General features: G+C 68.0%; 18 protein-coding genes and 1 pseudogene. 6 read left to right on the top strand and 13 right to left on the bottom strand.

The features are described 5' to 3' along the window. The first annotated feature begins 2 nt into the window (after nt 1-2). Both ALI144C_RS50300 and ALI144C_RS50295 read left to right on the top strand, forming a co-directional pair. On the top strand, nt 3-1502 hold the full coding sequence (locus tag ALI144C_RS50300) for a type I 3-dehydroquinate dehydratase (protein WP_168211540.1): 1500 nt from the start codon (nt 3-5) through the stop codon (nt 1500-1502). Beyond that, entirely contained in the window at nt 1499-2656 is a 1158-nt protein-coding gene (locus tag ALI144C_RS50295; RefSeq protein WP_076994369.1) for an acyl-CoA dehydrogenase family protein, read from the top strand. The genes ALI144C_RS50300 and ALI144C_RS50295 overlap by 4 nt, the downstream gene beginning before the upstream one ends. 738 nt (nt 2657-3394) lie before the next feature. Here ALI144C_RS50295 and ALI144C_RS50290 read toward each other — a convergent pair. From ALI144C_RS50290 to ALI144C_RS50255, 8 genes are all read right to left on the bottom strand, one after another. Continuing rightward, nucleotides 3395-4663, bottom strand: coding sequence for a LuxR C-terminal-related transcriptional regulator (locus ALI144C_RS50290; RefSeq protein ID WP_076994368.1), 1269 nt, complete (start codon nt 4661-4663; stop codon nt 3395-3397). A 213-nt stretch (nt 4664-4876) separates the two neighbouring features. Beyond that, on the bottom strand, nt 4877-6298 hold the full coding sequence (locus ALI144C_RS50285) for a GH1 family beta-glucosidase (protein ID WP_076994367.1): 1422 nt from the start codon (nt 6296-6298) through the stop codon (nt 4877-4879). Between the two features lie 21 nt (nt 6299-6319). Further along, nucleotides 6320-7330 (bottom strand): ABC transporter ATP-binding protein, encoded by a 1011-nt coding sequence (locus tag ALI144C_RS50280; RefSeq protein WP_076994366.1) that lies wholly within the window; start codon nt 7328-7330, stop codon nt 6320-6322. 154 nt (nt 7331-7484) lie between these two features. Then, entirely contained in the window at nt 7485-8468 is a 984-nt protein-coding gene (locus ALI144C_RS50275; RefSeq protein WP_076994365.1) for an ABC transporter permease, read from the bottom strand. Between the two features lie 3 nt (nt 8469-8471). After that, nucleotides 8472-9452 (bottom strand): ABC transporter permease, encoded by a 981-nt coding sequence (locus ALI144C_RS50270; protein WP_076994364.1) that lies wholly within the window; start codon nt 9450-9452, stop codon nt 8472-8474. Beyond that, the gene (locus ALI144C_RS50265) at nt 9452-10504 is read right to left on the bottom strand and encodes an ABC transporter ATP-binding protein (RefSeq protein ID WP_076994363.1); all 1053 of its coding nucleotides are present in this window, start codon (nt 10502-10504) and stop codon (nt 9452-9454) included. Before ALI144C_RS50265 ends, ALI144C_RS50270 begins: the two co-directional genes overlap by 1 nt. Then, nucleotides 10501-12174: an ABC transporter substrate-binding protein gene (locus tag ALI144C_RS50260; RefSeq protein WP_076994362.1), complete on the bottom strand. Its 1674-nt coding sequence runs from the start codon at nt 12172-12174 to the stop codon at nt 10501-10503. The genes ALI144C_RS50265 and ALI144C_RS50260 overlap by 4 nt, the downstream gene beginning before the upstream one ends. 489 nt (nt 12175-12663) lie before the next feature. Continuing rightward, complete coding sequence (locus ALI144C_RS50255; RefSeq protein ID WP_076994361.1) at nt 12664-13833, bottom strand: ROK family transcriptional regulator; 1170 nt, start codon at nt 13831-13833, stop codon at nt 12664-12666. Between the two features lie 153 nt (nt 13834-13986). On the opposite strand from ALI144C_RS50255, the gene ALI144C_RS50250 reads away from it, so the two are divergent. From ALI144C_RS50250 to ALI144C_RS50240, 3 genes are all read left to right on the top strand, one after another. Then, complete coding sequence (locus tag ALI144C_RS50250; RefSeq protein ID WP_076994360.1) at nt 13987-15210, top strand: ROK family transcriptional regulator; 1224 nt, start codon at nt 13987-13989, stop codon at nt 15208-15210. Nucleotides 15211-15613: 403 nt separating this feature from the next. Continuing rightward, the gene (locus ALI144C_RS50245; protein ID WP_202819233.1) at nt 15614-16867 is read left to right on the top strand and encodes a glycoside hydrolase family 16 protein; all 1254 of its coding nucleotides are present in this window, start codon (nt 15614-15616) and stop codon (nt 16865-16867) included. Nucleotides 16868-17022: 155 nt separating this feature from the next. Next, the gene (locus ALI144C_RS50240) at nt 17023-17910 is read left to right on the top strand and encodes an arginase family protein (protein WP_076994358.1); all 888 of its coding nucleotides are present in this window, start codon (nt 17023-17025) and stop codon (nt 17908-17910) included. 72 nt (nt 17911-17982) lie between these two features. Here ALI144C_RS50240 and ALI144C_RS50235 read toward each other — a convergent pair whose 3' ends face one another. Further along, on the bottom strand, nt 17983-19110 hold the full coding sequence (locus ALI144C_RS50235; protein ID WP_083754083.1) for a glycoside hydrolase family 99 protein: 1128 nt from the start codon (nt 19108-19110) through the stop codon (nt 17983-17985). Nucleotides 19111-19431: 321 nt separating this feature from the next. On the opposite strand from ALI144C_RS50235, the gene ALI144C_RS50230 reads away from it, so the two are divergent. Beyond that, nucleotides 19432-20097: a response regulator gene (locus ALI144C_RS50230; RefSeq protein ID WP_076994357.1), complete on the top strand. Its 666-nt coding sequence runs from the start codon at nt 19432-19434 to the stop codon at nt 20095-20097. A 219-nt stretch (nt 20098-20316) separates the two neighbouring features. On the opposite strand, the pseudogene ALI144C_RS59285 reads toward ALI144C_RS50230, so the two are convergent. The 4 genes and pseudogenes from ALI144C_RS59285 to lanKC form a co-directional block, all read right to left on the bottom strand. After that, nucleotides 20317-20943, bottom strand: a pseudogene (locus tag ALI144C_RS59285) (ATP-binding cassette domain-containing protein); the annotation flags it as partial. An 809-nt stretch (nt 20944-21752) separates the two neighbouring features. Beyond that, a complete protein-coding gene (locus tag ALI144C_RS50220; protein WP_076994355.1) occupies nt 21753-23405 on the bottom strand; it encodes an ABC transporter ATP-binding protein in 1653 nt (550 codons plus the stop codon). Nucleotides 23406-23495: 90 nt separating this feature from the next. Next, nucleotides 23496-23648 carry a SapB/AmfS family lanthipeptide gene (locus ALI144C_RS55065; protein ID WP_143231394.1) on the bottom strand — a complete coding sequence of 51 codons (153 nt, stop codon included), beginning with the start codon at nt 23646-23648 and terminating at the stop codon, nt 23496-23498. A gap of 25 nt (nt 23649-23673) precedes the next feature. Beyond that, nucleotides 23674-26256, bottom strand: a complete 2583-nt coding sequence (gene lanKC, locus ALI144C_RS50215) for a class III lanthionine synthetase LanKC (protein ID WP_076994354.1) — start codon at nt 26254-26256, stop codon at nt 23674-23676. Nucleotides 26257-26357 lie beyond the last annotated feature (101 nt).

The following is a 26357-nucleotide window of genomic DNA, read 5'->3' as shown; positions in this document are numbered from 1 at the left end:
CGATGCCCGACGTGTCCAGGCCTGAACCGATCCGGCCTTGCCGGACGTGCGTACCGGTCGCCTCGCTGACCGGTCCGCTGTCCCGGTCGGCCGAGGAACTGCGGCTGCTCAACAAGGTGGGCGGTGGTCTCGAGGTCAGGGCGGACGTCATCGGTGACGTCGACCCGATGACGCTGCGCGACCACGTGTCCGGCGAACTGACCTACAGCCTGCGCGGCATGGGCGCTGGCGGTGTGTACGCGGGCAGCTGCGAGCAGCGCGAACAGCGGATGATCGCCGCGGCACAGCACTACGACCTGATCGAACTGGAGGTCGGCAGGGACACCACCCCGCGGCTGCTGTCCGCGATCCCACCGCACCAGCGCGTTCTCGCGTGGTACGGCCTGAGCTCGGCAGGCGGCGCGAGTGGTATGGACCTCGCCGGGCTGCACGGCAAGTTCAACCAGATGGCCGAAGTAGCGGCACGGCGGTACTTGCTGGTGACCCACGCCGCCACCGCGGAGCACGCCCTGGCTCCGCTGCGGCTGCTGCGTTCGGTCAACCGGACCGACGTCACCGCGTTCAGCGTGGGCGAGACCGGCTCATGTGGACGGTTGCTGGCGCCGTTGCTCGGCGCACCGGTGGTGTACGGCCAGATCGGCGGCCGTCCCGAGGAAGCGCCGTCGATCGAACGGCTGATCAGGGACTACCCGTTCCCCGATGTGCCGCTGGTCCGGCGGCTGTACGGCATCGTCGGCCGTTCGGTGCACACCTCCTTGTCACCGAGGATGCACAACAGCGCGTACCGGGCGATCGGTTACCCGGGGTTGTACCTGCCCATCGCGACGAGGGACTTCCTGACCACCTGGCGTGTCCTGACAAGCGGTCTCGCGGAGCTCGGTTTCCCCCTCGACGGCGCGACCATTGTGGCGCCGTACAAGGAGGCCGCACTGCGGCTGGGCGAGGTGACCAGCGCCGCCGCGGCCGGGTCGGGCGCGGCGAACGTGCTGGTACGAACCGAATCCGGCTGGCGGGCGCACACCACTGACCCGATCGGCGTCGTCGGCGCGCTCGGCCGGGCCGGGATCCGGCTCACCGGGCGGAAGGCGGCGGTCGTCGGCTGCGGTGGCGCCGGGCGTGGGGCCGCGGCGGGCCTGCTGCGGTTCGGCGTGACACCCACGCTGGTCAACCGCGGGCCGGACCGGGGCATGCGGGCGGCGCGGCTGCTCGGTCTCGACTACGTGCCGCTCAACCGCTTCGTACCCGGCGACTACTCGTTGATCGTGCACGCCACCCCGGTCCGTGACGAGTTGCTGTTCCCGCTGGGGCAGCTGGCGCGTGACACCATCCTGGTCGACCTGACCTACGGCCGCAGGCCGACCGCGCTCGTCGCCGCGGCGCGCAGGCGGCGACTGCGGGTGATCGACGGCTGGGAGGTGCTGCGGATCGAGGTGGCGCGGCAGTTCCGGCTGATGACCGGCCGATCCATGCCGAACCCCCACTCGCTGGAGCACGTGCGATGACCGATCCGCGTACCGAGATCAACCCGCTGGCCGAGTCGTTCGCCCGCCGTGCGGAGAAGTACGACAGGACAGCGTCCTTCCCCGGCGAGAACTTCGACGACCTGTTCGCGGCCGGACTGCACGCGCCGACCGTGCCTGCCTCCTACGGCGGGCTCGGGCTCGGTCCGTACCAGGGTGACGCGCACGGCCTGTGGATGATCACGACCAAGTTCGCGGCGGCCGACCTGTCCTTCGCGCGGTGCTGGGAAGGCCACGCCAACTCGTTGCTGATGATCGACGTGCTCGGCACGCGGGAGCAGAAGGACTCGTGGTTCGAAGGTGTGGTCCGGCACGGGGAACGCTGGGTGGCGTGGAGCGGCGAACCGCAGACAGGCGAACCGGGTGATCGACGGCGGTTCGGCACGTCCGTCGAGCAGACCGCCGACGGGTGGATCGTCAACGGCAGCAAGGCGTTCGCGACCAGTGCGACCGGTGCCGACTGGGCCGTCCTGCTGGTGAACGTCGACGGGCCCGGTGGCGCACGCGGCTCGCAGACCGGCGTGCTGATGCTGGCGTGCGACCTGGCCGACCCGTCGGTGTCGACCGACCCCTCGTGGTGGGACCCGATCGGCATGCGGGCGACGGTGAGCCACGTCGTACGCTTCGACCAGACATACATCCCTGACAGTCACCGGATCGGACTACCCGGCGACTACCTGCGCCTGGGTCTGCAGTCGGCGTTCGTACCGCACTACGCCGCGAGTTTCCTCGGTGCGGCCGAGGCGGCGTACGCCTACGCGATCGAGTACGTCCACCAGCAGAACAAGGCAACCGATCCCTATGTGCAGCACCGCATCGGATCGATGGCTGTCGCGGTCGAGACGGGCCACTTGCTGCTGCGGCACGTCGCGGACCTGTGGGACCGCGGCGTGAGCACAGCGGCCAAGCTGGCGGCCACCCGGGCTCGGCACATGATGGAGCACCTCGCACTGGACACAGTGGATCACTGCGTCCGCTCGTGCGGCGCGCGGTGCCTGGTGCGACCGAGCCCGGTCGAGCGGATCCTGCGCGATCTCACGTTCTACGTCCGGCACGACAACGACGACCACATCCTGGCGACGATCGGCCGAGCGGCGTTGGACCAGCCGTACGACAGCTCGTTCCACAAGCCGTGACCACCTGGTAGGTCTCGGCCAGTCCTAAGAGATTCTTGTCATTTCGACCTTCGACGGCCGGTGACATATTCGGATTGCATACAAAAGCGCGGAACCACCAGGCGGCGGGTGGGCCACCCGCGGTCGCTGTCCCGGAGTCCTCCCAGGCCGGCACATTGCTGGTCGGTGTGCCGGCGTGGCTCACCCCAGGACCCCGGAGCAGCACACGGACCCACCCGCCCGTGCGATGTCCACGGACGTCGCACGGCCCCTGACCGCTCGCCTGGGCACGAGGGCGTCCCGGAACGCCCTCTCCACGCGGGCATCGATTCCCCGGCGACATACCGCGCTCGAGCAGGACGAGACGACGCTGGGGAGGTGGGTCCCGGCCCGAACACCGGGACCCACCGCACAGCACAGCACCGAACGGGGATTCGCGCATCCACAGTGGTCACATCGAACTCGGCGCGTTGGTCACCAACGTTGATCACCACCTGGTTCGCGCTGGTTCGCGCCGGTCGCGGCCAGCACGGCGAGCCATACCGACATAGCGAGGAAATGAACGACGTCGAGCGCCAATGCGAATGCGACTCAGTCACCCGCGACGGCGTGGCCACGAATAGCACCAGCAAAACCAATGTCGTGAGTGGTTGTCGGGGTTCTAACCCCGAAAAACGCTCACGACACTCTTCCCCGCCACGAACCGATCCGCCGAGCCACCTAGAACAGCACGACGAGGAGAAGCCCTCGCATACGCGCTCACTCCTCCAACAAGCCGAGTTCATGCGCGACCACCAGCGCCGCTGCTTTGCGGTGCACCCGTAGCTTGCGGAACAGGTTGCCCTGCAGGTTCTCCACCGTACGCACGGAGATTCCCAGCAACCTCGCCGTTTGTTTGGTTGTGTGCCCCTGCGCGATCGCCGACAGGATCTCCTGTTCCCGTGGTGTGAGCGCGAGTTGCCAGCGGCGCCACTCGCCGCCGGGTGGGCCGAGCACCGCCCGCGCGTACGCCGCGCTCATCAGCACATATCCGGTGTTCGCCGCCTCGACCGCAGGCGCCAGCAGATCGTCGACGACGGCCGCGGGCAGGATGGTGACACCACCGGCCACCGCCTGCGCCAACAGGTGCTGTTTGGGTTCCTGGCTGGCGATGACCACGATTCCCCGGCCGGTCTGCGCCCGCCAGTTCGTCGGCGGCGGGTCGATCAACACGGTCACCACGGATTCCCGCTTGCCCTCGCCATCGCCGTCACCACCCTTGTCAGCGCGTTGGGCAGGCGCGGTTTCGCGGTCCAGGACGATGATGTGGTGCTTGTCGAGCACTTCCCGCGCGCGGTCGGCAATCGGGCCCTCGGCTTTGGGCAGTACGACGCGCAGACCTGGCCTCCGTTCCTGCGCCGCGCTGTCCACGCGGGGGACCTGCGCCTGGGTCAGCAGACCGAGCCGGACCGCGCTCGCGGCGGCGTGCGCCTGGTTGTGCACGCCGAGCTTGTTGAAGATGCGCTGCTTGTGGTTTTCGACCGTGTGCGGGCTGATTCCCAGTTCCAGCCCGATCTGCCGAGGCGGGTACCCCGCGCAGACCAGGTACAGGACTTCCAGTTCGCGCTGGGTGAGCGCGTCCCCGCCACCGCGCTTCGCCCGCGCTGTCTCGATTGCCGACGACGGCGCCCTGATCGCGGCGAGCAACGGCTCCAGCCCACCGGAGTACGGCACGAGTGCGCTCACCCCGGCCTCGTAGGCGCGGATCACGTGCGCGGTCGTCAAAGACTGGTGCAGACCGATCATTCGCATCAACCGGCCTGGCGGGAGGAGCAACGAAACCAACCGCTCGTTGCTCCATCTGGGCGCGTCCGCTTCGAACAACGCGACGGTTGGCCTGCGCAGATCGCACAACTGGATCAGCTCCGGCCCCGACGCGGCCGTACCCAACATCGCGATATCGGGCTCGCGTGCCAGGTGCGCGGCCAGCATTTCACGGAACAACCGGTTGTGGTGCTGCAGTACAACACTGAGAACGGTATCCACCATGGCCCGACCCCCGTCTGTTCCCCCCTCTCGTGTCCGCATCATGACACAGGACGGAGTTTCCGAACAGATCGGAAGTTTCCCAATTACTGGCGGCGTGGAATGCCGGACAACTATCCTGTTTGATCTTTGTTCGTATATCACTTGGTTGAAGCGGTAAACACAACAAAAGGCCGCCTCCCCCGGTGGGGGAAGGCGGCCCTTCGCCGGTCGTGCTCAGTGCCCGCGGACCCGCTTGATCGTGTCGCGGTACCAGAGCGCACTCTGTTTCGGTGTGCGGACCTGGGTGTCGTAGTCCACCCGGACAATCCCGAATCGCTTCTCGTAGCCGTACGACCACTCGAAGTTGTCCATCAACGACCACGCGAAGTACCCGCGCACGTCGGCCCCCGCCTGACGTGCACGCGCGACCGCGCCGATGTGGGTGTTGAAGTAGTCGACCCGGTCGAAGTCGCGCACGAACCCGTCCGCGTCCGCCTCGTCCTCGAAAGCGGCCCCGTTCTCCGTGATCACCATCGGCAGCCCGGGGTAGTCCGCGGACAACCTCGTCAGCAGCCTGGTGAACGCGTCCGGCACGATCTCCCATCCCATCGCGGTCACCGGGTGGCCCTGCGGGACGGAACGCTCGACGGGGTTGCCGTCGGCGTCGCGGTCGTTGCCGTCCTCGTCGGTGCCGGAGAAGACGTGTCCACTGTAGAAGTTGACACCCAGCACGTCGATCGGTGCCGAGATCACGCTCAGGTCGCCGGGCCGGACCGGGATCCGGATCCCGCGTGCGGCGAGGTCCTCGACCACGTCCGCGGGATAGCGACCGTGCACGAGCGGATCCATGTAGATCCGCACACCGAGCCCGTCGGCGCGGCGTGCCGCGGCGACGTCCGGTTCCGAATCCGTCGCCGGATCCGACGTGCCCATGTTCAGCGTGATGCCCAGCTCGACCGGCCGCGGGGCCTCGGCCCGCATCCGTTGCGCGGCAAGGCCGTGACCGAGCAGGAGGTGGTGCACGGCCGAGATCGCGGCGGGCAGGTCCCTGCGGCCGGGCGCCTGCGTGCCGTAGGCGTAGCCGAGCATGGCCGAGCACCACGGCTCGTTCAGCGTCGTCCACGTCTGCACGCGGTCCTTCAACTGGTCGAAAACCAGCATCGCGTAGTCGGCGAACCGGTACGCGGTGTCCCGCACCGGCCAGCCGCCTTCGTCCTCGAGCTCCTGCGGCAGGTCCCAGTGGTACAGCGTGACCCACGGGTCGACGCCCTTGTCGAGCAACTCGTCGACGAGCCGGTCGTAGAACGCCAAACCGGTGTGGTTGACCGGTCCACGACCGCCTGGCTGCACGCGCGGCCACGCCACGGAGAACCGGTACGTGTCCACCCCCAGCGAACGGATCAGCTCGACGTCCTCCGGCATCCGGTGGTAGTGGTCGCAGGCGACGTCACCGTTGTCACCCTCGAACACCATTCCCGGTGTGCGGCAGTACGTGTCCCAGATCGAAGGGGTTCGCCCGTCCTCGTCGTGCGCTCCTTCGATCTGGTACGCCGAAGTCGCCACACCCCACCGGAACGACGATGGCAGCGTGTCGATCGGATCTTCGCTTTCCCTTGCCTCGGATCGGGTTCCGACGGTTGGCGCAGTTGTATCCATAGGTCTCCTAGTCAGAACCGGTCAGCGGATGGGGTGCAGCCAGCAGGCCACCGTGCGCGGCTGTCCGTTGGTCGTGGCATCGGCATGGCTTTCGGGAATGCCAAGCAACGGCAGGTCCGCCGCACACGGGTCGAAGGCCTTCGGGCAGCGTGGATGGAACGCGCAGCCGGTCGGCATCGCGCGCAGATCCGGCGGAGAGCCGGGGATACCGGTCAGTTCCCTGCGTGGCCCGCGCAACGCGGGGAACGAGTGGAGCAGACCGTCGCTGTAAGGGTGCAGCGAGTCCTGGTAGATCTCGTCGGCCGGGGCCTCTTCGACGATCCGGCCGCCGTACATGATCGCGATCCGGTCGGAGAACTCGACCAGCAGGGAGAGGTCGTGGGTGATGAACAGCACCGAGAACCCCAGCCGCTCACGCAGTTCGATGAGCTGGCCGAGGATCTGGCGCTGGATCACCACGTCCAGCGCGGTGGTCGGCTCGTCCATGATCACGATCCGCGGGTCGAGCGCGAGCGCCATCCCGATCATGACGCGCTGGCGCATGCCGCCGGACAACTGGTGTGGGTACGCCTCCAGCCGGTCGGCCGAGATCCCCACCAGTGCGAGCATCTCCCTGGCGCGGTCGAGTCGGGAGCGGGGGGTCGAGCGGGGGTCGTGCGCCTTGATGACGTCGGTCATCTGGGTGGAGATCTTGTGCACGGGGTTGAGCGAGTTCATCGCGCCCTGGAACACGATCGCGGTCTCCGCCCAGCGGAACGCGCGCAACTGGTCGTCGGTCATCCGCATGATGTCGGCGGTCTCGCCGTTCTCCCCGTGGTAAACGACTTCACCACCAGCGATCACGCCAGGCGGCGGCAGCAGCCGGGTCAGGCCGTACGCCAGAGTCGACTTGCCGCTGCCGCTCTCACCGGCGAGGCCGAGCACCTCGCCGCGGTGCAGCGTCAGGTTCACGTCGCGCACGGCGTGCACCGCGTCGTCGCCGAGTCCGTAGTCGACGTCGAGGTTCTTGACCTCGAGCACGGCATCGCTCATCGCTGTTCCGCCTCCCCGGAATTTCGCGCTTGGTCACCTTGGCTCGCACCGTCCAGTTCAGTGCGCACCGATGGCTGGCTTGCGTCACGTTCCCCTGAGGCGCGGTTGGGTGCCACTCGGCCTGCGTTCGATCCTGGCGTTGACACAAGAGGTGTCATGGCGTGTCCTTCGGGCCGAGCACCGGGGTGAAACCGACGCGCATCTTCACGGTGCGCCCGTCGGCCGTCTTGACCTTGGACTTGCCGCTGCCGCGCAGGCGCGGGCTGACGAACTCGTCGATCCCGAAGTTCAGCAACGCCAACGCGGTGCCGAGCAGCGCGATGGCGAGACCGGCTGGCACGAACCACCACCACGCGCCCTGGGCGAGCGCTTGCTGGCCCTGGGCCCAGAACAGGATCGTGCCCCAGTTCCAGTTGTCGCCGCTGGTGTTCACGCCGATGAAGGCCAGCGTGATCTCGGATGTGACCGCGAAGATGACCGTACCGATGAAGTTCGACGCGATCACCGCGGTCAGGTTCGGCATGATCTCGAAGATGATGATGCGCCAGGTCTTCTCCCCCGTCGCGCGGGCGGCTTCGATGTAGTCCCTGCCCCGCAACGACAACGTCTGAGCTCTGAGCACACGAGCGCCCCACGCCCACGACGTCAGCCCGATCACGAGCGCGATCGTGACGTCGGTGGTCTCCGGCAGGATCGACGTGATGATGATGATCAGCGGCAGCGCCGGGATCACCAGGAACACGTTGGACAGCGCGGACAGGCTCTCCGAACCGGCGCCGGACAGGTATCCGGACGTCACGCCGACCAGCAGCGACAGGATCGTCGCGACGACACCGGCGAGCAACCCGACCAGGATCACGCTGCGCGTCCCGGAGACGACCTGGCTGAAGACGTCCTGGCCGAGGTGCGTCGTGCCGAGCCAGTGCGCGGCGGACGGCCCCTCGATCAGCGCGTTGGACCGCGCCGACGGGTCGTAAGGTGCGATGATCGGACCGATGATCGCCAGCAGGACGAAGAAACCCATCATGCCGAGTCCGACCGCGGCCTTCGGGTTGGCGACGAACCGCAGCCTGCGTCGCTTGGCCGGGACTGACGCCGCGGCGACCGGTGTCGCCTCGACGACGGACGGTGTGGCCATCGCTCAGCCCTCCCTTCGGGTGCGCGGGTCGAGCAGCATGTACGCCAGGTCCGCCACGAAGTTCGCCAGCAGCACGGACAGCGTGATGATCAGGAAGATGCCCTGCAGCAACGGGTAGTCCTTGGTGCCGACACCCTGGAAGAGCAGGAAGCCGAGACCGGGGTAGGAGAACACGATCTCGACGAGCAGCGTGCCGCCGACGATGAACCCGAGCGACAGCGCGAACCCGGACACGTTGGGCAGCAACGCGTTGCGCGCGGCGTAACCGACCATCACCCGGCGCTCGGACAGGCCTTTGGCGTGCGCGACCGTCACGTAGTCCTCGGACGCGACCGTGACCATCATGTTGCGCATGCTCAGGATCCAACCCGCCATCGACGAGATCAGGATCGTGATCGCGGGCAGCAGGCTGTGCTGGATCGCGCTGCCGATGAACTCCCAGTCCCATCCCGGTGTCAGGCCGGTGTCGTACCCGTTGCCCGCGGGGAAGAAGCTGTCCGGTCCGGTCAGCAGCGCGATGGCGATCAGACCGAGCCAGAAGTACGGGATGGACGACAGGAACGTCGTCACCGGGATCAGCGCGTCGATCCACGACCCGCGCCGCCACCCGGCCAGCGTGCCGAGCCCGGTCCCGATCAGGAAGCCGATCACCGTCGTGATGCCGACGAGGCCGAGCGTCCACGGCAGCGCCTGGCCGATCACGTCGCTGACCTGGCTGGGGAAGAACGTGAACGACAGCCCGAGATCGCCGCGGAACAACTGGCCCCAGTACTTGAAGTACTGCGAGATCAGGCTCTCGTTCTTGTCCAGTCCGAACAGGACGTACAGCGACTGGATCCCCTCCGTGGTCAGTTGCCCGCGGGCCTTGGTGATCAGCGACTGCACCGGGTCGCCCGGCATCACGCGTGGGATGAAGAAGTTCAGCGTGATCGCGGCCCACGCGGTGAACAGGTAGAAGAAGACGCGCTTGGCCAGGTACGCCATCAGCCCTCCTCCCGCGCGAACAGCCAGCACGCGGCGAAGTGCCCGTCGCCGTCACCGATGTCGAACCGCGGCGGCAGTTCGGTCTCACACCGGTCCATCACGTGCGGGCAGCGCGGGTGGAACCGGCAGCCGGACGGCGGTTTGATCAGGCTGGGTGGCTCCCCGGTCCCCCGGTCCCCGGCCTTGGCCTTGTGGGCGGCGATCTGGTCGGGGTCGGGGGCCGAATCGATCAGCAGCCGCGTGTACGGGTGCGCGGGCCGCTGCGTGACGGTCTCGCTGTCGCCGCCTTCCACGACACGCCCGGCGTACATCACGATCGTCTCGTCGGCGAAGTACCGCGCGGACGCGATGTCGTGCGTGATGTACAGGATCGCCAGGTTCAGGCGTTGCTTCAGGTCGCGCAGCAGGTTCAGCACGCCGAGCCGGATCGAGACGTCCAACATGGACACCGGCTCGTCGGCGAGCAGGGCCTCGGGGTCCGCGCCGAGCGCACGGGCGATCGCCACGCGCTGGCGCTGCCCGCCGGACAGCTCGTGCGGGAACTTGTCGACGTAGCGCTCCGGCGGCGTCAGCTGCACCCGGGTGAGCAGGTCAGCCAGCGCTTTCTCCAGGTCCTGCTTGGACTTGCCCGCCCGGTCGTGGATCTTGAGCGCCCTGGTCAGGTGGTAGCGCACGGTGTGCACCGGGTTCAGCGACGCGAAGGGGTCCTGGAAAATCATCTGGACGCGCCGGGAGTACGCCCGGAACTTCCGGCCGGACTTCACCGAGACCGACTCGCCGTGCAGCTTGATGTCCCCGGCGGTCCGCTCGTGGAGCTGGGCGAGCAGTCTCGCCACAGTGGACTTCCCCGACCCTGACTCGCCGACGAGCGCGGTCACCCGGCCGCGCCGCAGCGACAGGCTGACGTCGTCGACCGCCCTGACCACCTTGGTCACCTTGGACAGCACCTCCCGGCCGCGCTTGCGGACCGGGAAGTGCTTGGTCAGACCATCGGCCTCCAGTACCACCTCGGTGGTCTCGGAGGCCGAAGCCGTCGTGCCGCTCGCGGTCATGAGCCCGCGGGCTTGAGCCGCATGATGATGTCCAGCGCGTTCTCCAACGTCGGCTGCAGAGGAGCGTACGAGTTCTGCTCGTCCGGCCAGCCGACCCAGTTCTTCGTCGAGTACTGGCCGCCGACGCTGGCCGCCGAGGTGATGACCGCGGGCATCTCGTCGACGAAGATCTTCTGCAGCTCGGTCATGGCCGCCGTACGCGAGGCCTCGTCGGGCGCGTTGGCGAACGAGTTCAGCGCCGCCGTGGCGGCCGGGTTCTCGTAACGGCCGTAGTTGCCGTTGGTTCCGGCCTGGCCGATCGGCTTGAACAACGCGCCGTCCATGATGGTCTGGTAGATGTCGTACGGCGTGATGCCGTTGTTCGTCCACCGCATCGAGCCCTGGAAGTCACCGGTGTCGATGGCCTTGCTCCAGGCGTCCTGGTTGATCTTGTCCACGGTGGACTCGATGCCGATGCCCTTGAGGTTGTCCTTGATGATCTCCAGGTTCGTCACGTAGTCCGACCAGCCCGACGGCACGATGGTCTTGAGCGTGACCGGCTGGCCGGTCGGGTCCATCAGCTTGTCACCCTGGTAGGTGAAGCCGTTGTCGGTCAGCAGCTTCTTGGCACCGGCGACGTCGACGGTCGCCTTCTTGTCCTTGAACTCCGCCGAGATGAACGGATCACCGGTCGGCGTCGGGATACCCGTGATGTTGTCGACCTTCGGGTAGAAGTAGCCCGCCTCACCCTGGGTGAAGATGTCGTCCCGGTTGACCACCATGTTGACCGCGCGGCGCAGGAACTTGTTGTCCCACGGCTTGACCTTGGTGTTGAACATCAGGCCGTGGATGCCGAGCACACCGGGGAACCACAGCTTGTAGTTCTTCGGGTCCTTGCTGGTGTAGACCGCCTGCGGGTTCGGGATGAACACGAAGCTCCACTCGGCCTGGCCGGTCGCCAGCGCCGTGGTCTGCGCCTGGTTGTCGTTGTAGGAGGTGTAGCGGATCTCCTTGACCGCGGGCGCTTCCTGCCAGTAGTCCGCACGACCGACCAGGGTGACGGTCTGCGGGGTGAAGGTCTTGAGCGTGTACGGGCCGCTGCCGATCGGGTTCTTCACCGTCTCGGTGGCCGGCGTGGCGAACGTCGACCACTGGTGCTTGGGGACGACGAACTGCTCGAGGATCTTCTTCTGGTAGACGAACTGGGAGCCGTCGAAGCCCAGCGTGACCTGGTTGCCGGACGCGCTGATGTCCTTGTACTTGACGCTGTCGATGTTCAGGCCGGGGTTGTCCCGCAGCAGCTGGAACGTGTACGCCACGTCGTCGGCGGTCAGCGGCTGCCCGTCGGACCACTTCACGTTGTCCCGGATCGTGAAGACGATCTTGCGGTAGTTGTCCGACCACTCCCACTTGGTCGCCAGCCACGGCTTGGTGTTGTCGCTGGTCTTGACCTCGTTGTACATCACGAGCGGCTCGTAGATCGCCCGCATGTAACCCGACTGCTTGGCAGCCGAGGTGTTGACGAACGGGTTGTTGTTCTCGGTCTGCGGGCCGTTGGGCATACCGACGTTCAGCACTGACGTCGAGCTCTTCGAGCCGTTGGCCCCGCTGTTGCTGCTGCTGCAGGCGGCGAGGCTGGCCATCGACAGGATGCCAGCGAGGGCTAAGGCGACAGTGCGCTTGGCTCGCATGGATCCTCCTTCGTGGTCTTGGTTCGGTCGTGGGACTACACGGGCACAACAAGACAACTCGCGACGCTCAACCCGGCATTCGGCGGTGCCGGGGCCATTCGGTCCCTGGGCCGTCCTCGGGGGCGTGGCCTCCATGGACACGCTCTCACGGTGGCCGGTCGCGCTCCGGCCAATGGATGGGAGTCAACCGCGTGGCGCGGGTCACGTCAATAACGAACAGATTACGAAATCACCCTAAATTTAAGGCGTAAAGTAATCGCTGTCCCACCGCCTCGCTCACTGGGTCGATCCGCCCGTACCGCTGGATGGCCAGGAACAAGACGATCACCGGCAACACGCGCAGCAATGTACCCGTGATGACGAACGGGTAGGGCGACGCCTCCGCCGCAACCAGCTGTCGGCCTGCATGACTTCGCCGACCGCCATCGAACGGCGTCCACGGAGGACTTCCCGTCGACCAGAGCTGTCGCGGAGTGGACAACCGGCTTGCTACGCCCGGCCACCGGTGGCCAGCAGCCGCAGTACGGGCAACGTGGCCGCGCCGAGCGCGACCTCCTCGTTGCCCAGTCTCCCCAGCTCGATCTCGGTCTGCGCGAACAAGTACGGCAGTGCGTGCCGCTTGACGGTGTCCCGCACGGCTGGGAGCACCACCGGCCCCAGCACCGCCGACACCCAGCCGGACAGCACGACCTTGTCCGGATTGAGCATGTTGACCAGGTTGGCGATGCCGATCCCGAGGTACTCCGCGGTTTCCTCGACCACTCGCCTGGCGTCGCGGTCCGGCAGGCGGGCGAGCTCGGCCATCCGCGACTCGGTGTCCGAAGCGGACAGCGGCCTGCCGTACCGGCTCAGGATCGCCTCCGCGCCGATGTAGGCCTCCAGGCACCCGTGCGAACCGCAGCGGCAGGCTGCGCCGCCGACCCGCACGACCGTGTGCCCCCATTCCGCGGTCGTGGACGTGGCGGAGCGGCAGGAATCCGACCCGGTCGCCACCGCCGCGCCGACACCGACGCCGAGCAACGCGATGACCGCGCGGGAGGCGTCCCGGCCCGCGCCGCGCCACATCTCGGCCTGTCCCAGCGTCCTTGCGCAGTTGTCCACGTACACCGGCGCCGCCACCGACGACCGGAGCATCGACACCAGCGGCACGCCTGCCCAGTTCAGCGTGGGCGCGTGGACCAGACCGTCCGGCATGACCGCGCCCGGCACGCCGACACCCACTCCGAGCAGCGACACGGGCCCGAGCGACGCGGTGACCGCCGTGATGCCGCGCGTCACCAGCTCAACCACCCGATCGGGGTCGAGTTCGGTGCCTCCCAGCGGGTACGTCGCGGTGTCGAGCGTGTTCAGCGTGCAGTCGAAAAGGCCTACTTGGACGTGCGTCTCGCCGATGTCGACACCCACCACGCTGCCGTACTCCGAGCGGACCCGCAGCAGGGTCCTCGGCCTGCCGCCGTCCGAGTCGACGGAGCCCGCCTCCGCTACCATCCCGTCGTTGATCAGGTCGGAGATCACGTTGCTGACGGTCGCCGAGCTCAGGCCGGACGCCTGCATCAGCTCGAGCCTGCTCCCCGGTCCGTTGAGGTAGAGCCGTGACAGCAGTGCCGATCTGTTGTGTCGGCGCAGGTCACGCGTTGTCTGCTGGGTGGGCCGGAGCACGTGTGGATTGTGCCACGGCAGGGCATCAGCAGAGACTTGGTTTAATTGAAAATTTAATTTATGGCAGGCGTTTGGCCTGGTGGGGCATGCTGTTGCCGACAGTGACCACCGGGCGGCCACTCGACAACCGCTGGATCCGGAAAGGAGCCGGTCATGGCACCGAAGCGCACCACGGTCCGGGACCTGCGCCGTCACAACCGCTCCACGCTGCTGTCCAAGCTGTTCTTCGACGGCCCCCTGAGCAGACACGAACTCAGCCAGCTCACCGGGTTGAGCGCGGCGACGGTCAGCAACGTCACCGGCGAGCTGGTCGACGACCGGCTGATCATCGAGGCCGGGCTGGTCGAGTCCGACGGCGGGCGCCCCAGGGTGCTGCTGCGCGTCGACCCGGCGTACGGCCATGTGATCGGGATCGACGTCGGTGAGACCGGCGTGAAGGTGGAACTGTTCGACCTGGCGATGAACCGGCTCGCCGCGGCCGAGCACCCGATGGCCTCGACCCGGCCCGACCCGGCCGAGGTGGCCGCCCAGATCGTCTCCGGTGTCGGCGAGGTGCTGCGCGCGTCCGGCGTCGAGCAGCGCACCGTCCTCGGCATCGGTGTCGGCGTGCCGGGCACGGTCGAGAAAAGCGACCCCGTCGTGGTGCACGCGCAGACGATCGGCTGGGAAGGCGTCGCGCTCGAACAACTGCTGCGCGCAGGGGGGATCACCCTGCCGCTGTTCTTCGACAACGGCGCCAAGACCCTCGGCCAGGCGGAGATGTGGTTCGGCGCCGGGCGCGGCGCGCGGCACGCCGTGATCGCGTTGATCGGCTCCGGCGTCGGCGCCGCGGTGATCGCGGACGGCACCACGTACCGCGGTTCCACCAGCAGCGCGGGCGAATGGGGCCACACCACGCTCGTCTACGACGGCAGGCTGTGCCGTTGCGGCTCACACGGGTGCCTTGAGGCGTACGTCGGCGCCGAGGGCATTCTCGACCGGTACCGCAAAGCCCGTGGCGGGCGCGACATCCCCGGCTCCGACGAACAGTCCCAGTTGGACGCGCTGGTCGCGGCGGCCGTCCGGTCCAAGACGGCGGCGAAGGTGCTCGACGAGACCGCCGGGTACCTCGGCGCGGGGATCGCGAACCTGATCAACCTGTTCAACCCCGAGCGGATCGTGCTGGGCGGGTGGGCCGGTCTGTCCATCGGCGGCCGTCTACTCCCGACAGTCCGCCAGGTGGCCAAGGCGCACGCGTTGCGGCATCCGTATGGTGTGGCGTCGATCGAGCTGTGCCAGCTCGGTCCGGACGCGGTCGCCGTCGGCGCGGCCACGCTGCCGGTCGCGGCCTTGCTCGACGAGGGCGCCGATCCGCGCGTGAGCACCGAGGCCGCGTAGCCGCAACCGGAGGTCTCTCGCCCAGCCTGTTCATCCATTGTGGACATACAGACTGGACCATTCGCGCTCCTCCGTGAATTGGGTCGTGGCACGGGCACACGCAGGAAAACACCGACGACTCGACGTGCGTCAAGGCCCACAGCGCGGCGTTTCGCTGAAATCGAGCGGCCCTTACGCTGGCCAGAGCCTTGTTCACGTCTTTATTTGAGGTTAAAATAATCTGGGCCGACGACACGTCCCACGGGGGCACACCCGCCGGGTGTTGCCGCCTTGGTCTAGACCATGCATATACTGCTGACGTCTCCCGTCGCACCCCATTCGTTCATCCACTGGAACAACTGAATCGGGTCTCGCACACCCCGGATGAGAACGCTCTCGCAACCCTGCACGAGAGGTGACAATGATGTCCATCCGCCTGTCCCCACGGCGAAACCGGGCGGCAGCTGTGGTCTCCGCGGCTGCCCTGTTCGGTTCCCTTCTGGTGGGCGCTGCGCTTGGCACGCAGGCGGCCGCCGCCCCAGCACCCGACATGAGCATCGCCGCGACCACGTTCGCCGACGAGTTCAACGGCCCGGCCGGAACCGCGGTGGACGGCAGCAAGTGGAACATGGAAGTCGGCGACAACGTCAACAACCACGAGCGGCAGTACTACACCAACCGCACCAGCAACGCGGCCCTCGACGGCCAGGGCAACCTCGTCATCACAGCGCGCCGGGAGAACCCGGGCAACTACAACTGCTGGTACGGCCGCTGCGAGTACACCTCGGCCCGGCTGAACACGGTCGGCAAGTTCAGCCAGACCTACGGCCGCTTCGAGACGCGGCTGAAGATGTCCCACGGCCAGGGTATGTGGCCCGCGTTCTGGATGATGGGCACCACCGGCGGCACGTGGCCCGACAACGGCGAGATCGACGTCATGGAGAACGTCGGTTTCGAGCCCAACACCGTGCACGGCACGATCCACGGCCCCGGCTACTCCGGCGCGGACGGCATCGGTGCCGCGTACAACGGTCCGCGCTTCGCCGACGGCTTCCACACGTTCACCCTCGACTGGTCACCGAACCTGCTGGTCTGGTCGGTCGACGGTCAGGAGTACCAGCGCCGCACCCCCGCCGATCTCGGCGGACGGACGTGGGTGTTCAACAACCGGCCGTTCTTCCTCCTGCTGAACCTGGCCGTCGGCGGGTACTGGCCCGGCGACCCGAACGCGAGCACACCGATGCCCAACACCCTCGTGGTCGACTACGTCCGCGTCACCGACGCTCCTGGAGGTGGCGGCGGAGGTCAGATCACCGGTCTGGCAGGCAAATGCGTGGATGTGGCTGGCGCCAACAACGCCAACGGAACCGCCGTCCAGCTCTACGACTGCAACGGAACGGCCGCACAGCGCTGGACTCGCAACGGCAACCAGCTACAAGCACTCGGCAAGTGCCTTGACGCCGCCAGTGGTGGCACCGCCAACGGCACCCTGGTGCAACTGTGGGACTGCAACGGTTCCGGCGCACAACAGTGGGCCATCAGCGGCGCCAACGACATCGTGAACATCCAGGCCAACAAGTGCCTCGACGTCACCGGCAACAACTCGGCCAACGGTACGAGGCTCCAACTCTGGGAATGCACCGGCAGTGCCAACCAGAAGTGGAACGCCGCCGTGTGACGAGCCGGGCGCTGTGCCGGATCCCCTGCACCGGGCACAGCGCCCACTCTCATCGGCGTCCTGCCCAGAACGACATGGAACGGCACTCACCGGGCGTGCGAGTGCCGTTCCGGCATATGATCCCCGGGCGCGAACCGAAGCACTGGGGGTAGTGGATGAAACCCGTGGCCGTCCTGGACGCACCGTCCAACCTCGGACTCAGGATGCCCGCACCGGGCGTGGTCCCCGGCTGCTACAAGATGGCGGGCGCGCTCCGGGACCAGGGACTGCTCAACCGGATAGGCGCACGCGACGCCGGGTACGTGGTGCCACCGCGCTACGACATCGCCGAGTGGTCCAGCGGTCAAGGCCTGTTCAACGCAGCGGGGATCGCCGAGTACACAGCGCGACTGGCCGACCGCGTGGCCGGGCTGCTGGACAACGGGGAATTCCCGGTGTTGCTGGGCGGGGATTGCAGCATCATGCTCGCTCCGGTGCTCGCCCTTCGCCAGCGTGGCCGTTATGGACTGGCGTACTTCGACGGCAGTGCGGACTTCCTGCGGGCGAGTCAAGCCGGCCGGATTGGTGCCGCCGCAGCGGAAACGCTGGCGCTGGCCACTGGACGCGGCCAGGCGGACGTGACCGACATCGACGGGCACGGACCGTACGTCCAGGACAGTGACATCGTGGTCCTCGGCCACCGCGACGACGACGAGGACGTCCCCAACCTCGCCGAAGCGGGGATCACGGCGTGGACGTCCTCGCAGATCCAGGCGCAGGGGGCAGGCTCGGTCGCGGCCAGTGCGTTGGCGGATCTCACCGCGCTGGACGGGTTCTGGCTGCACCTGGACGTGGATGTCCTGGACATCGAGGTGATGCCAGCCGCCGACGCCCCGGACCCGGGTGGACTGCGGTACAGCGAACTGGTCGACTTGCTGCGGCCGATGCTGGCGCACGAGAAGTGCGTGGGGGCGAACCTGGCGATCTACGACCCGGACCTGGACCCCGACGGCCGGTACGCGGCCGAACTGACCGACGCCCTCGTCACCGTCTTGGCTCGGTGAGCGGCAGCAGCTTCATCCACAATGGCCTGAACATCGCGTCGCCGACAGTGTCCTTCTCCAGCGACTCGGCGATCACCAGCTTCGGGCCGACCGCTGCCACGCGCGGGGTGACGCTGCGCGGGTCGGCTTCGCCGCGGTCCGCGGCGACGGGTTTGCTGGAGCTCCGGCGGTGAACTGGCCGACCCAGTGACGGGTACGGTCCAGGTAGGCGGTTTCCGCGGCGGCACCTGTCCGGCCGTACGCGCCCTGGTAGGTCAGATACCCGTGCCCGGACGGCGGATTCGACCTGGCCGGTTCGATGATCGACCCTTCGTGCCATTCGTTGAAGGATGTCACCGAAACCCACGACGGACTGACGCCGAGCGCGTTGCCCCACTGCCTGTCGTACATCGCGCCGTTGTCACGGCCCACCGTCGGGGTGGTGTTGCCCGGCACGGCGCGGTCGTCGATGTAGCCGGGTGCCACGGACGGCGCCCACACCAAACCGTTGGCCTTGCAGAAGTCCGATGCGTTCTTCCACCCGGGAGCGGTCGCCCCGGCGATGCCGTCGTAGGTGTACATACCGCCGAAGTGGGCCACGCGGGACGCGTCGGTCGTCTGAGCGAGCACGATACTGCTCGCCCTGACCTGCTCCAGCGCGGTCCAGTCGGTGATCCGCAGGCTTTCGAAGACGTAGAACGCGCCGCGGTTCCCCCAGGCGGCCGCGCGGTAGAACGCCGGGCTGCCCCCGTATTTCGAGTTGATGTAGCCGATGTCCGCGACGGTGGACTCGGCGGTACGGCCGGAGTACGGCTCAAGGTGCCATGCGACCTTGATGCCGTACCGTGTCGCCGAGGACAGCAGCGCGGGTACCGCACTGTCCTCATAGGAGCCTCGTCCCCACCAGCTCGTCACGATCGTGCCCGCGCCGGACTGCTGGATCATCCGCATGTGCTGGTCGATCACCGCGGTGTCGCCGGAGTCGTACGCGCCGAGCGTGGGGTAGAAGTCCGCACCGACGTCGTCGGGCGGGGTGTGGCCGCCTTGCGGCCAGTGCCGGTAGGCGCCGTGTACCGCCGGGCTGCCGTACCACGGGTAGTAGAAGAGGTGAACGTCAGCCGCGACCGCTCGGACCACCGCGTCCGCGGACGCCGTAGGCGCCTGCGCAAGGACGGCGGTGAGCAGTAGGACCAGGCCGACAGTGCTTCGCAGGGTTCGCATGTCTGTCCACCCTCACTCCAGCTGGCGCCAGTGCCAGATGCGGCGATAATAAGTTCAACGCCCTAACTAAAGCAAGTTGTCAACGACATCGCGCAAATTCACGGCCGGTTCGGAGAGCCTCGCCGAATGCACCAATGGCACAACGAATCGGCGTTACGCACCCCTGCCAGCCAGGCAAATCGCCGGTTGATTATTTGCCTGATTACTCCGTTCGTATGAGCCAAGTTCCGACCCAACGGTGCGCCGGTAACGGCCATATGCCCAGCCCGTATCTACGGATCGCGTGGGGAGCTCGCCAGGAGCTCAGGAGAGGGAGGACGAATGACGGCAGAGCCGCAAGTCAGCCCAGTGACAACCGATTGCCCGGCCGACGTGCCGGGTGTCATCCGAGTGCTGCTCGTCGTCGACATGGACTTGTTACGGGACGCACTCGCGACACTGTTATCAGACCAGCACGACATGGAGGTGGTCGCCGACCTGAAATGCGATGACAACGTGGTCCCGATCGCCAGCAGGATGCGGCCGGACGTCGTGGTGATCGACGTCGACCAGCCCTGCACGCGAGGTCTGACGATGGTTCCGGAGCTGCGTTCCCGAATGCCGCACACCCAGGTCGTCGCCCTGGCCGCGGCCAGGCCGCCCGGTCTGGTCCAGCGCGCGCTGACCGCCGAGGTGCTCGGCCTGGTCGACAAGAACGCCTCAGCGCAACGGCTGCTCGCGGCGATCCGGGGTGCCGCACGGGGTTCCCAGGTCGTCGACGTCAACCTGGCGGTCGCCGCACTGGCCGCGGGGCCCAACCCGTTCACCCCCCGTGAACTGCAGGTGCTCCGGCTAGCCGCCGACGGCGCCTCCGGACCGGAGATCGCGTCCCGGCTCTCGTTGTCCAAGGGAACTGTGCGGAACTACTTGTCCAAGGTGATGAGCAAAACCTGTGCCCGCACCCGGATCGACGCGATCCGGATCGTGCGCGAGGCGGGTTGGTTGTGAATCCCAACTGCCCCACAGGTCCCGGTACAGCGGTGATCGCCGGACCAAAGAGGTGTGGTCGCCGACGGCGGCACTGACCCCGTCGAGGACCAGGATCCGCTCGGAACGGCGCGCCGAGCTGATCCGGTGTGCGACCACGACCAGCGTTCCGCCCCGCCGCGCGAACGCCTCCTCGGCACGGCGTTCGGCCACCGGGTCCAGATGGCACGTGGCCTCGTCGAGCACCACCAACCTGGCTGGGCTCAGGTACGCCCGGACCAGCGCGATCAACTGCCGCTCCCCCGCCGACAACGTCGCCGGATCCAGCTGTTCGCCGACCCTCTCGACCAGATCACGTGCGCCGACGGCGTCAACCGCGTTGTCGATCATGCTGTCGGTCGCGTCGCTGCGCAGATAGGTCAGGTTGTCCCGCAACGAGCCCGTGAACACGTAGGCCTCCTGCGGGATCAGCACCCGGTCGGCCGCGCCCAGTTCGGTGGCGAGCACACCTCCGTACCGAACCGTCCCCGAGTCCGGGGAACGCAGCCCGCAGATCAGGCTCGCCAGCGTGGACTTCCCGATACCGCTCGGACCGACGACCGCGAGGTGGTCGCCCGCCAGCACGGTCAGATCCAGGTCACGCAGGACCGGCTCGGCGTGCGGCCCGTACGCGAACGTCACGTCCCGCAGGATCAGGTCGTCGCCGCGCCGGTCGGCCTGGGGCTGGAACTCGACCGGCGGCGCCGTCGTCTCGTCGAGGATCCGGCCGAGCGTGACCACGAACCGCAGACCGCTGCCGCCGACCCCCGCGATCACCGACTGCAGCGCGGGTTGCAGGCCTGACACGACATAGGTCAGTCCACCCATGATCAGACCGGCGGTCAGGCCGTGCTGTCCGGCGAGCCACGGCCCGGCGACCAGCAGCACGATCAACGGCAGCCAGCCGCCGACGGCGAAGCACACCGTGCGCAGCGCGGCGACCCTGGCCATCGCCCGCTCGGCGTCGGCCTGGGCCTGGATCGGACCGGACACCATGGCGGCGGCGTGCGTCTCCGCACCGCACGCCACCACGTCACGCGTCCCGGCCAGCACTGATCCCGCTGTGGCGGCGAGCCGCTCGTCGGCCAGCACGGACGCGCGCTGCTTGGCCGCGGCGAACCCGAGTGTGGCCAGGAACGCGGCGAAGCCGATCAGGAACGGCGGCAGGATCAGCACGACGATCACCGGGGCGAGCGACACCAGGCCGATGACCACGCCGACCAGGGTCACCAGGAAACTCCGGATGACCACGATCAACCCGGCGAAGGTGTCCCTGACGATCTCGACCTGCCGCGTCAGCCGGGCCAGCGCGCCCTCGTCGGGCTGCCCGGAAACGCTCTTGTACAAGGCGCTGCCGACGACCCTGCCGACCAGGTCGTCGCGGAAGGGTTCGACCAGCTCGCCGAGCCGCTGGAAGACCCGGCGCGACCCGATCGAGCCGATCACCGCGGCCACCATCAGCCCGGCCAGCCAGGCGAACCCGACAACCGGCCGCCCGGCCAGGAACCCGTCGTCGACGGCGTGGGCCACCGCGAGGCCGGACACGGCCGCGGGGATCGCCTCCGGGATCGACCAGCCGATCAACGCGAAGACGGGACCGGCGCGCAGCGCCGCGGTGCCGAACCGGATCTCTCGCTTCACTCCGCCGCCCCGAACACTGCCCGGTACTCCGGGTCCTGCCAGAGGCTCGCGTGGGGGCCGAGCGCGCGGACACGGCCGGAGTCCAGCCAGACCACCATGTCGGCGTTCGCCGCGGTGGCGACCCGATGGGTGACGATCAGCCTGGTGCGGTGGCCGTCGTCGGCGGTCAGCGTCCGGCCGATCCGCATCTCGGTCACCATGTCCAAACTGGACGTCGCGTCGTCCAGCACCAGCAGGCGTTCGGCGTTCCACGCCCGCGCGAGACCGAGCCGCTGCGCCTCTCCACCGGACATCGGCGCTTCGGCGAGCGGCGTGTTGTACCCGTGTGGCAGGCGGCTGACGAACTCGTGCGCGTGGGTCGCCTTGGCTGCCGACCGGACAAGCTCCAGGTCGCGCCCCATGCCAACGGCGTCGGCGACTGTTCCGCCGACCAGCACCGGGCGTTCGAAAGCACACCCGACCGCGGTACGCAAGTCTTTGTGTGTCAGGTACTTCATGGGGACGTCGTCGAGCAGGACCTGACCGTCGTCCGGGTCCACGAGCCGCGCCGCCACCGCTGCGAGGGTCGACTTCCCCGCGCCGGACCGGCCGACCACGGCGATGGCGTTGCCACCCGGCAACGTCATGGTGACGCCGTCGAGGACCTTCGTCTCACCTTTGTGGACGGTGACGTTCCTGAACTCGAGCCGCCCTTTGCCTTCGCTGAGCCACAGCTCGCCGTGGCCGGGCGGCTGGACGTCGAACACCTCGGCGGCCCGGCCGGCACCGGCTTTGGCTCTGGCAAGGCGGCTGAAGACGCTCGTCATGCCGCCGAGACCGGCGCCGAGTGCCGCGTACTGCAGCGCGGCGAAGAGCTCACCGGGGGTGATGCGGCCGTTCAGCAACGAGACGCCACCGGCGGCCAGCACCGAGACCGTCACGAGTGGACCGACCACGCCCGCCTGCCCGACCGAACGCGAGAGCACCTGCCAGCTTGCCATTCCCTGGTCGTGCAGCGCGGGCAACTCGCGCAACACGCGGCGCTTCTCATCGTGCAGCGTTCCGGCCGCCGCGATCGTGCGCGCACCAGCCAGCGCTTCGGTCAGCCGCGCCGCGATCCGGCCCTGCACCTGCTGGTACGAGGTGATCACGCGGGCTGTCCGGCGGGTGAACGCCCGCAGCACCAACGCGACCAGCCCGACGCCGCCGAGGAAGGCGACCGCGAGCCACGGGTCGATCACCACGAGCAGGACGAGGCTGCCGACAGGAGGCAGCACCGCCATCCACACGGTGACCACCGCGGGGCCCGCCTGAGCGGCGTCCACGGCGTTCCCGGACACACGGGTGACCAGGTCACCGGTGTCGAAGCCGCGATCGGGGCCGGCCGCGAGCAGGTGGCGGACCAGGCGTTCGCGCAACCACGCTGTGGTGTTCGCGACGCACGCCACGCCAGCGAAGGAATCGACGAGGTCGGTGATGACCCCGACCGCGATCAGCACCGCGGCGGCGACCAGCCAAGTGGTGACCGCGCTGCCGGTAACAATCGCGTCAACGGCTTTGCCGAGTACGGTCGGCAAAGCGAGCATGCCCACGGTGCCGACCAGGGCGGATGCGCCGATCAACGGAAGCCAGCGGCCTCCGTGCCTGGCGATGGCGCCGAAAGTCGTCACCCGGGTGCTCCTATAGTTGGTGCGCGACCCCGGGGCGAGCGACAGTCGTCCCGGAGTCGCGCGTGCTCAGCTACCTACCGCTGGTGGAAATCAGTGGCAGATCAGCAGCGACAGGCCGGAGCCGCCGTTGCACAGGGTGAGGCTCAGGTTGCTCGGGCAGCTGTGGCCGCTGTTGGAGCTGCCACCACCGTGGCCACCGGTCTGCGGCGCGGCTTCCATGCCCTGCAGGTCAAGAACAGACATCTCGTCTACTCCTTGTGTCGGGGGACTACTGCGAACCCGTGCCGGTCGGCGCGGGGGTCTGTGGAGCCGTGCGGCGCCTCGGTGCCAGCAACGGCAGGTGGGCGGGCTCGTTGTGCAGAGCCATTCCCACCGCGAGCAGCACACCGGCGGTGCCGGTGGCCAGGTCCATCGAGAGGCGCAGCAGCGCCGTGCCGGGGAAGGCCATCCCGTTCGCGTACGGCAGCGCGTGCCACGCCAGGTTGCGGATCTGCTTGCCGACCAACGGATCCGTGCCGGGCAACCGGCCGGCCAGGTAGGCGAGGATCCCGGCGCGCCCGGTGAACAGTCCGGGCAGGATGTACATTGTGGACGTGGCGGCCGCTTCGATGCCGCGGTTGGCCTCGGCGAACTGGTCGTCGTGCCTGCGGGCCAGGAACTCGTCGATGACCATACCAAGGCCGACGCTGCCGCCGTCAAGGTACGGCATCGTCCGCCAGCCCTCGTTGATCTCCAGGACACCGTTGTCCCGCAGGAAACAGCGCTTCAGGTCCTGACGCAACGCGTTGGCGGCGCGGTCAAGGAAGTTCGTGTCGCCCGTGTCGTCGTAGGCGCGTATCAACAGCAGGGCCTGCCCCGCGCGGCCACGCAACAGCCCGGCATGCGGGTGCACACCACCGCTGATCCCGGAGTCGTCCTCGTCGTCCGGCCGGTCCGCGACCAGCTCGGCCGCCCGGAGCGCGGCCCGGCGCAGCGCCGGTTCTCCCGTGCGGTCGGCGAAGTGCAGCAGGTTGATGCCGACCCCGGACAGCCCGGTGAGCAGGTCGGGGCCGAACGACTCCCACTTCTCCCGCAGGCAGATGTCCAGAGTGTCCAGTGCTTCCTGCCGGTAGCCCAGGTGTTCCATGGTGAACGCGGCGCCGTGCAGCCCGTCGAACAGACCGACCCGCGAACCGCCTGCCGGGTTCTTCGCCCGGCTGACGAGCCACTGCTCGAACCGCTCCTCGCGATACCCACCGGTGACCGACAGGGCGTACAGGACTCCCGCGGCGCCGTGCGCCAGGCCGAGACCGCCGACGCCGAACTGCCTGGGGTCACCGGGGAACAGCCGATCGTCCCGGTCAGGCGTCGCGCTCGCGACGATCGAGCGGACCATGTCGTCGCGCACTCCCGGCCAGTCGGCGGTGTCCGTCGGGAGGACCGGGCTGGGTGTCGCGGGGGTGTCCGGCGGGACGATCACGTCGACGCCCTTGGCCAGGAACTCCTGGGACACCGGGAAGTGCTCGGTGATGATCTCGGCGAACTGCCGCGCCTTGACCCGGTGCAGGCTGAACAGGTTCGTCATCGGCAGGAACATCGCCAGCCGCAGGCACGCGAGCGCGTAGTCGTCCATGCCGAAACCGGTGACCGAGCGCGGTGAGGTGAACCCCGGGTTGCCGAGTCCCGGTCGGATCGCCTCGTCCTCGGCGGCCGCGACTTCGTAGTCCAGCAAGGCGATCGTGTCGTCCTCGCGGACGATGATGTTGAACAGGTGCAGGTCCCCGTAGACGATCCCGCGCTCGTGCACGGCCGTGATCGCCTGCTCGACCTGGCGGTGGATCTTCACCGCCCAGTCGGTGAACCGCGCGTAGTCGGCGTCCGTCGCGGCCGGGTCGATCAGCGGGTACCGCATGGTGATCGCCTTGGACAGCACGTCGCCCTCGACGTACTCCATCACCATGAACCGGTGCTCGCCCAACCAGAACAGGTCGTAGACCTCAGGGATACCGGGAATTCCCGCGAGCTTGCGGAGGACGGCGTGCTCCCGCTCCAGCCTGCGCACGGCGTCGTGTCCCCAGGAGTCCAGCCCGGCGTGCGGGCGGCCTTCCTTGAGCACGACCTTGCTGCCGGTCCTGGTGTCCGTGCCGACGTAGATCCCGCCACCGTTGGAGAAGTGCACGACGCTGTCGAACGTGTACGGCAGCCCTTGGACAGTCACCGCATTGCGGGCGTCCATGTGCGGCTGGAGGAAACCGGGCAGCGCGACCCACGGTGGGGTGTAGAACACCGGCCCGCGCCGGTCGGCGACTAGCGTCCCGTCCGGCTGGGCGATCGCGTCGACCACCTCACCGGTTTCGTCCACTGTGTACCGGTTGGCGAAGGCGCCGTAGCGGACGTACAGCGGGCCCTTGCCCCAGCGGAGATCGCTGAGGATGTACGGGCTCGGCTCACCGTCGAGCAGTTCGCCCAGCTCGGTCAGAATCCGTTCGCACTCGGTGTCGTCGAGCGGGTAGATCGTGACCAGCTTGCCGCTGAACCCTCGCGGAGCGTATTTGGAGACCCGGGAGATCAGTGCGGAGCGTGACCTGAGGAACTTGAACTGGATGCCGCGCGGGACGCAGTAGTCGAAAATCTCGTCGATCACCCGTTCGGCGTTGTCGACGGTGGCCGACGCGTGGATCTTCCAGCCTTGCAGCGGGGTGTCCCGCGGACCGGGATTGAGTACGAACCAGTCGTCCTGCTCGTGCAGCGTCCACCCGTCCGGCAATGGGCGGTCGGCGCTTGCGAACGACTCACCGGCTGTCTGCTCGGAGTGCATCGCGTCGTAGAACGACGGATCCGCCATGCAGTAGGCCTCGTACTCCTCGTTCATGGCTGCAATCGTTGTTACCAGCAGCCAGGCGGCATAGTGAGTTCCGTCATTAGTCCCCGACGCACCTGTCACGGCCTACCGGTGCGTTTTTCACATCTGCT

This window comes from Actinosynnema sp. ALI-1.44 (genome assembly GCF_001984155.1).
Lineage (GTDB): Bacteria > Actinomycetota > Actinomycetes > Mycobacteriales > Pseudonocardiaceae > Kibdelosporangium.
Note: the sequence above shows the minus strand (reverse complement) of the source record. Positions and strands in the feature narration are given on the sequence as shown.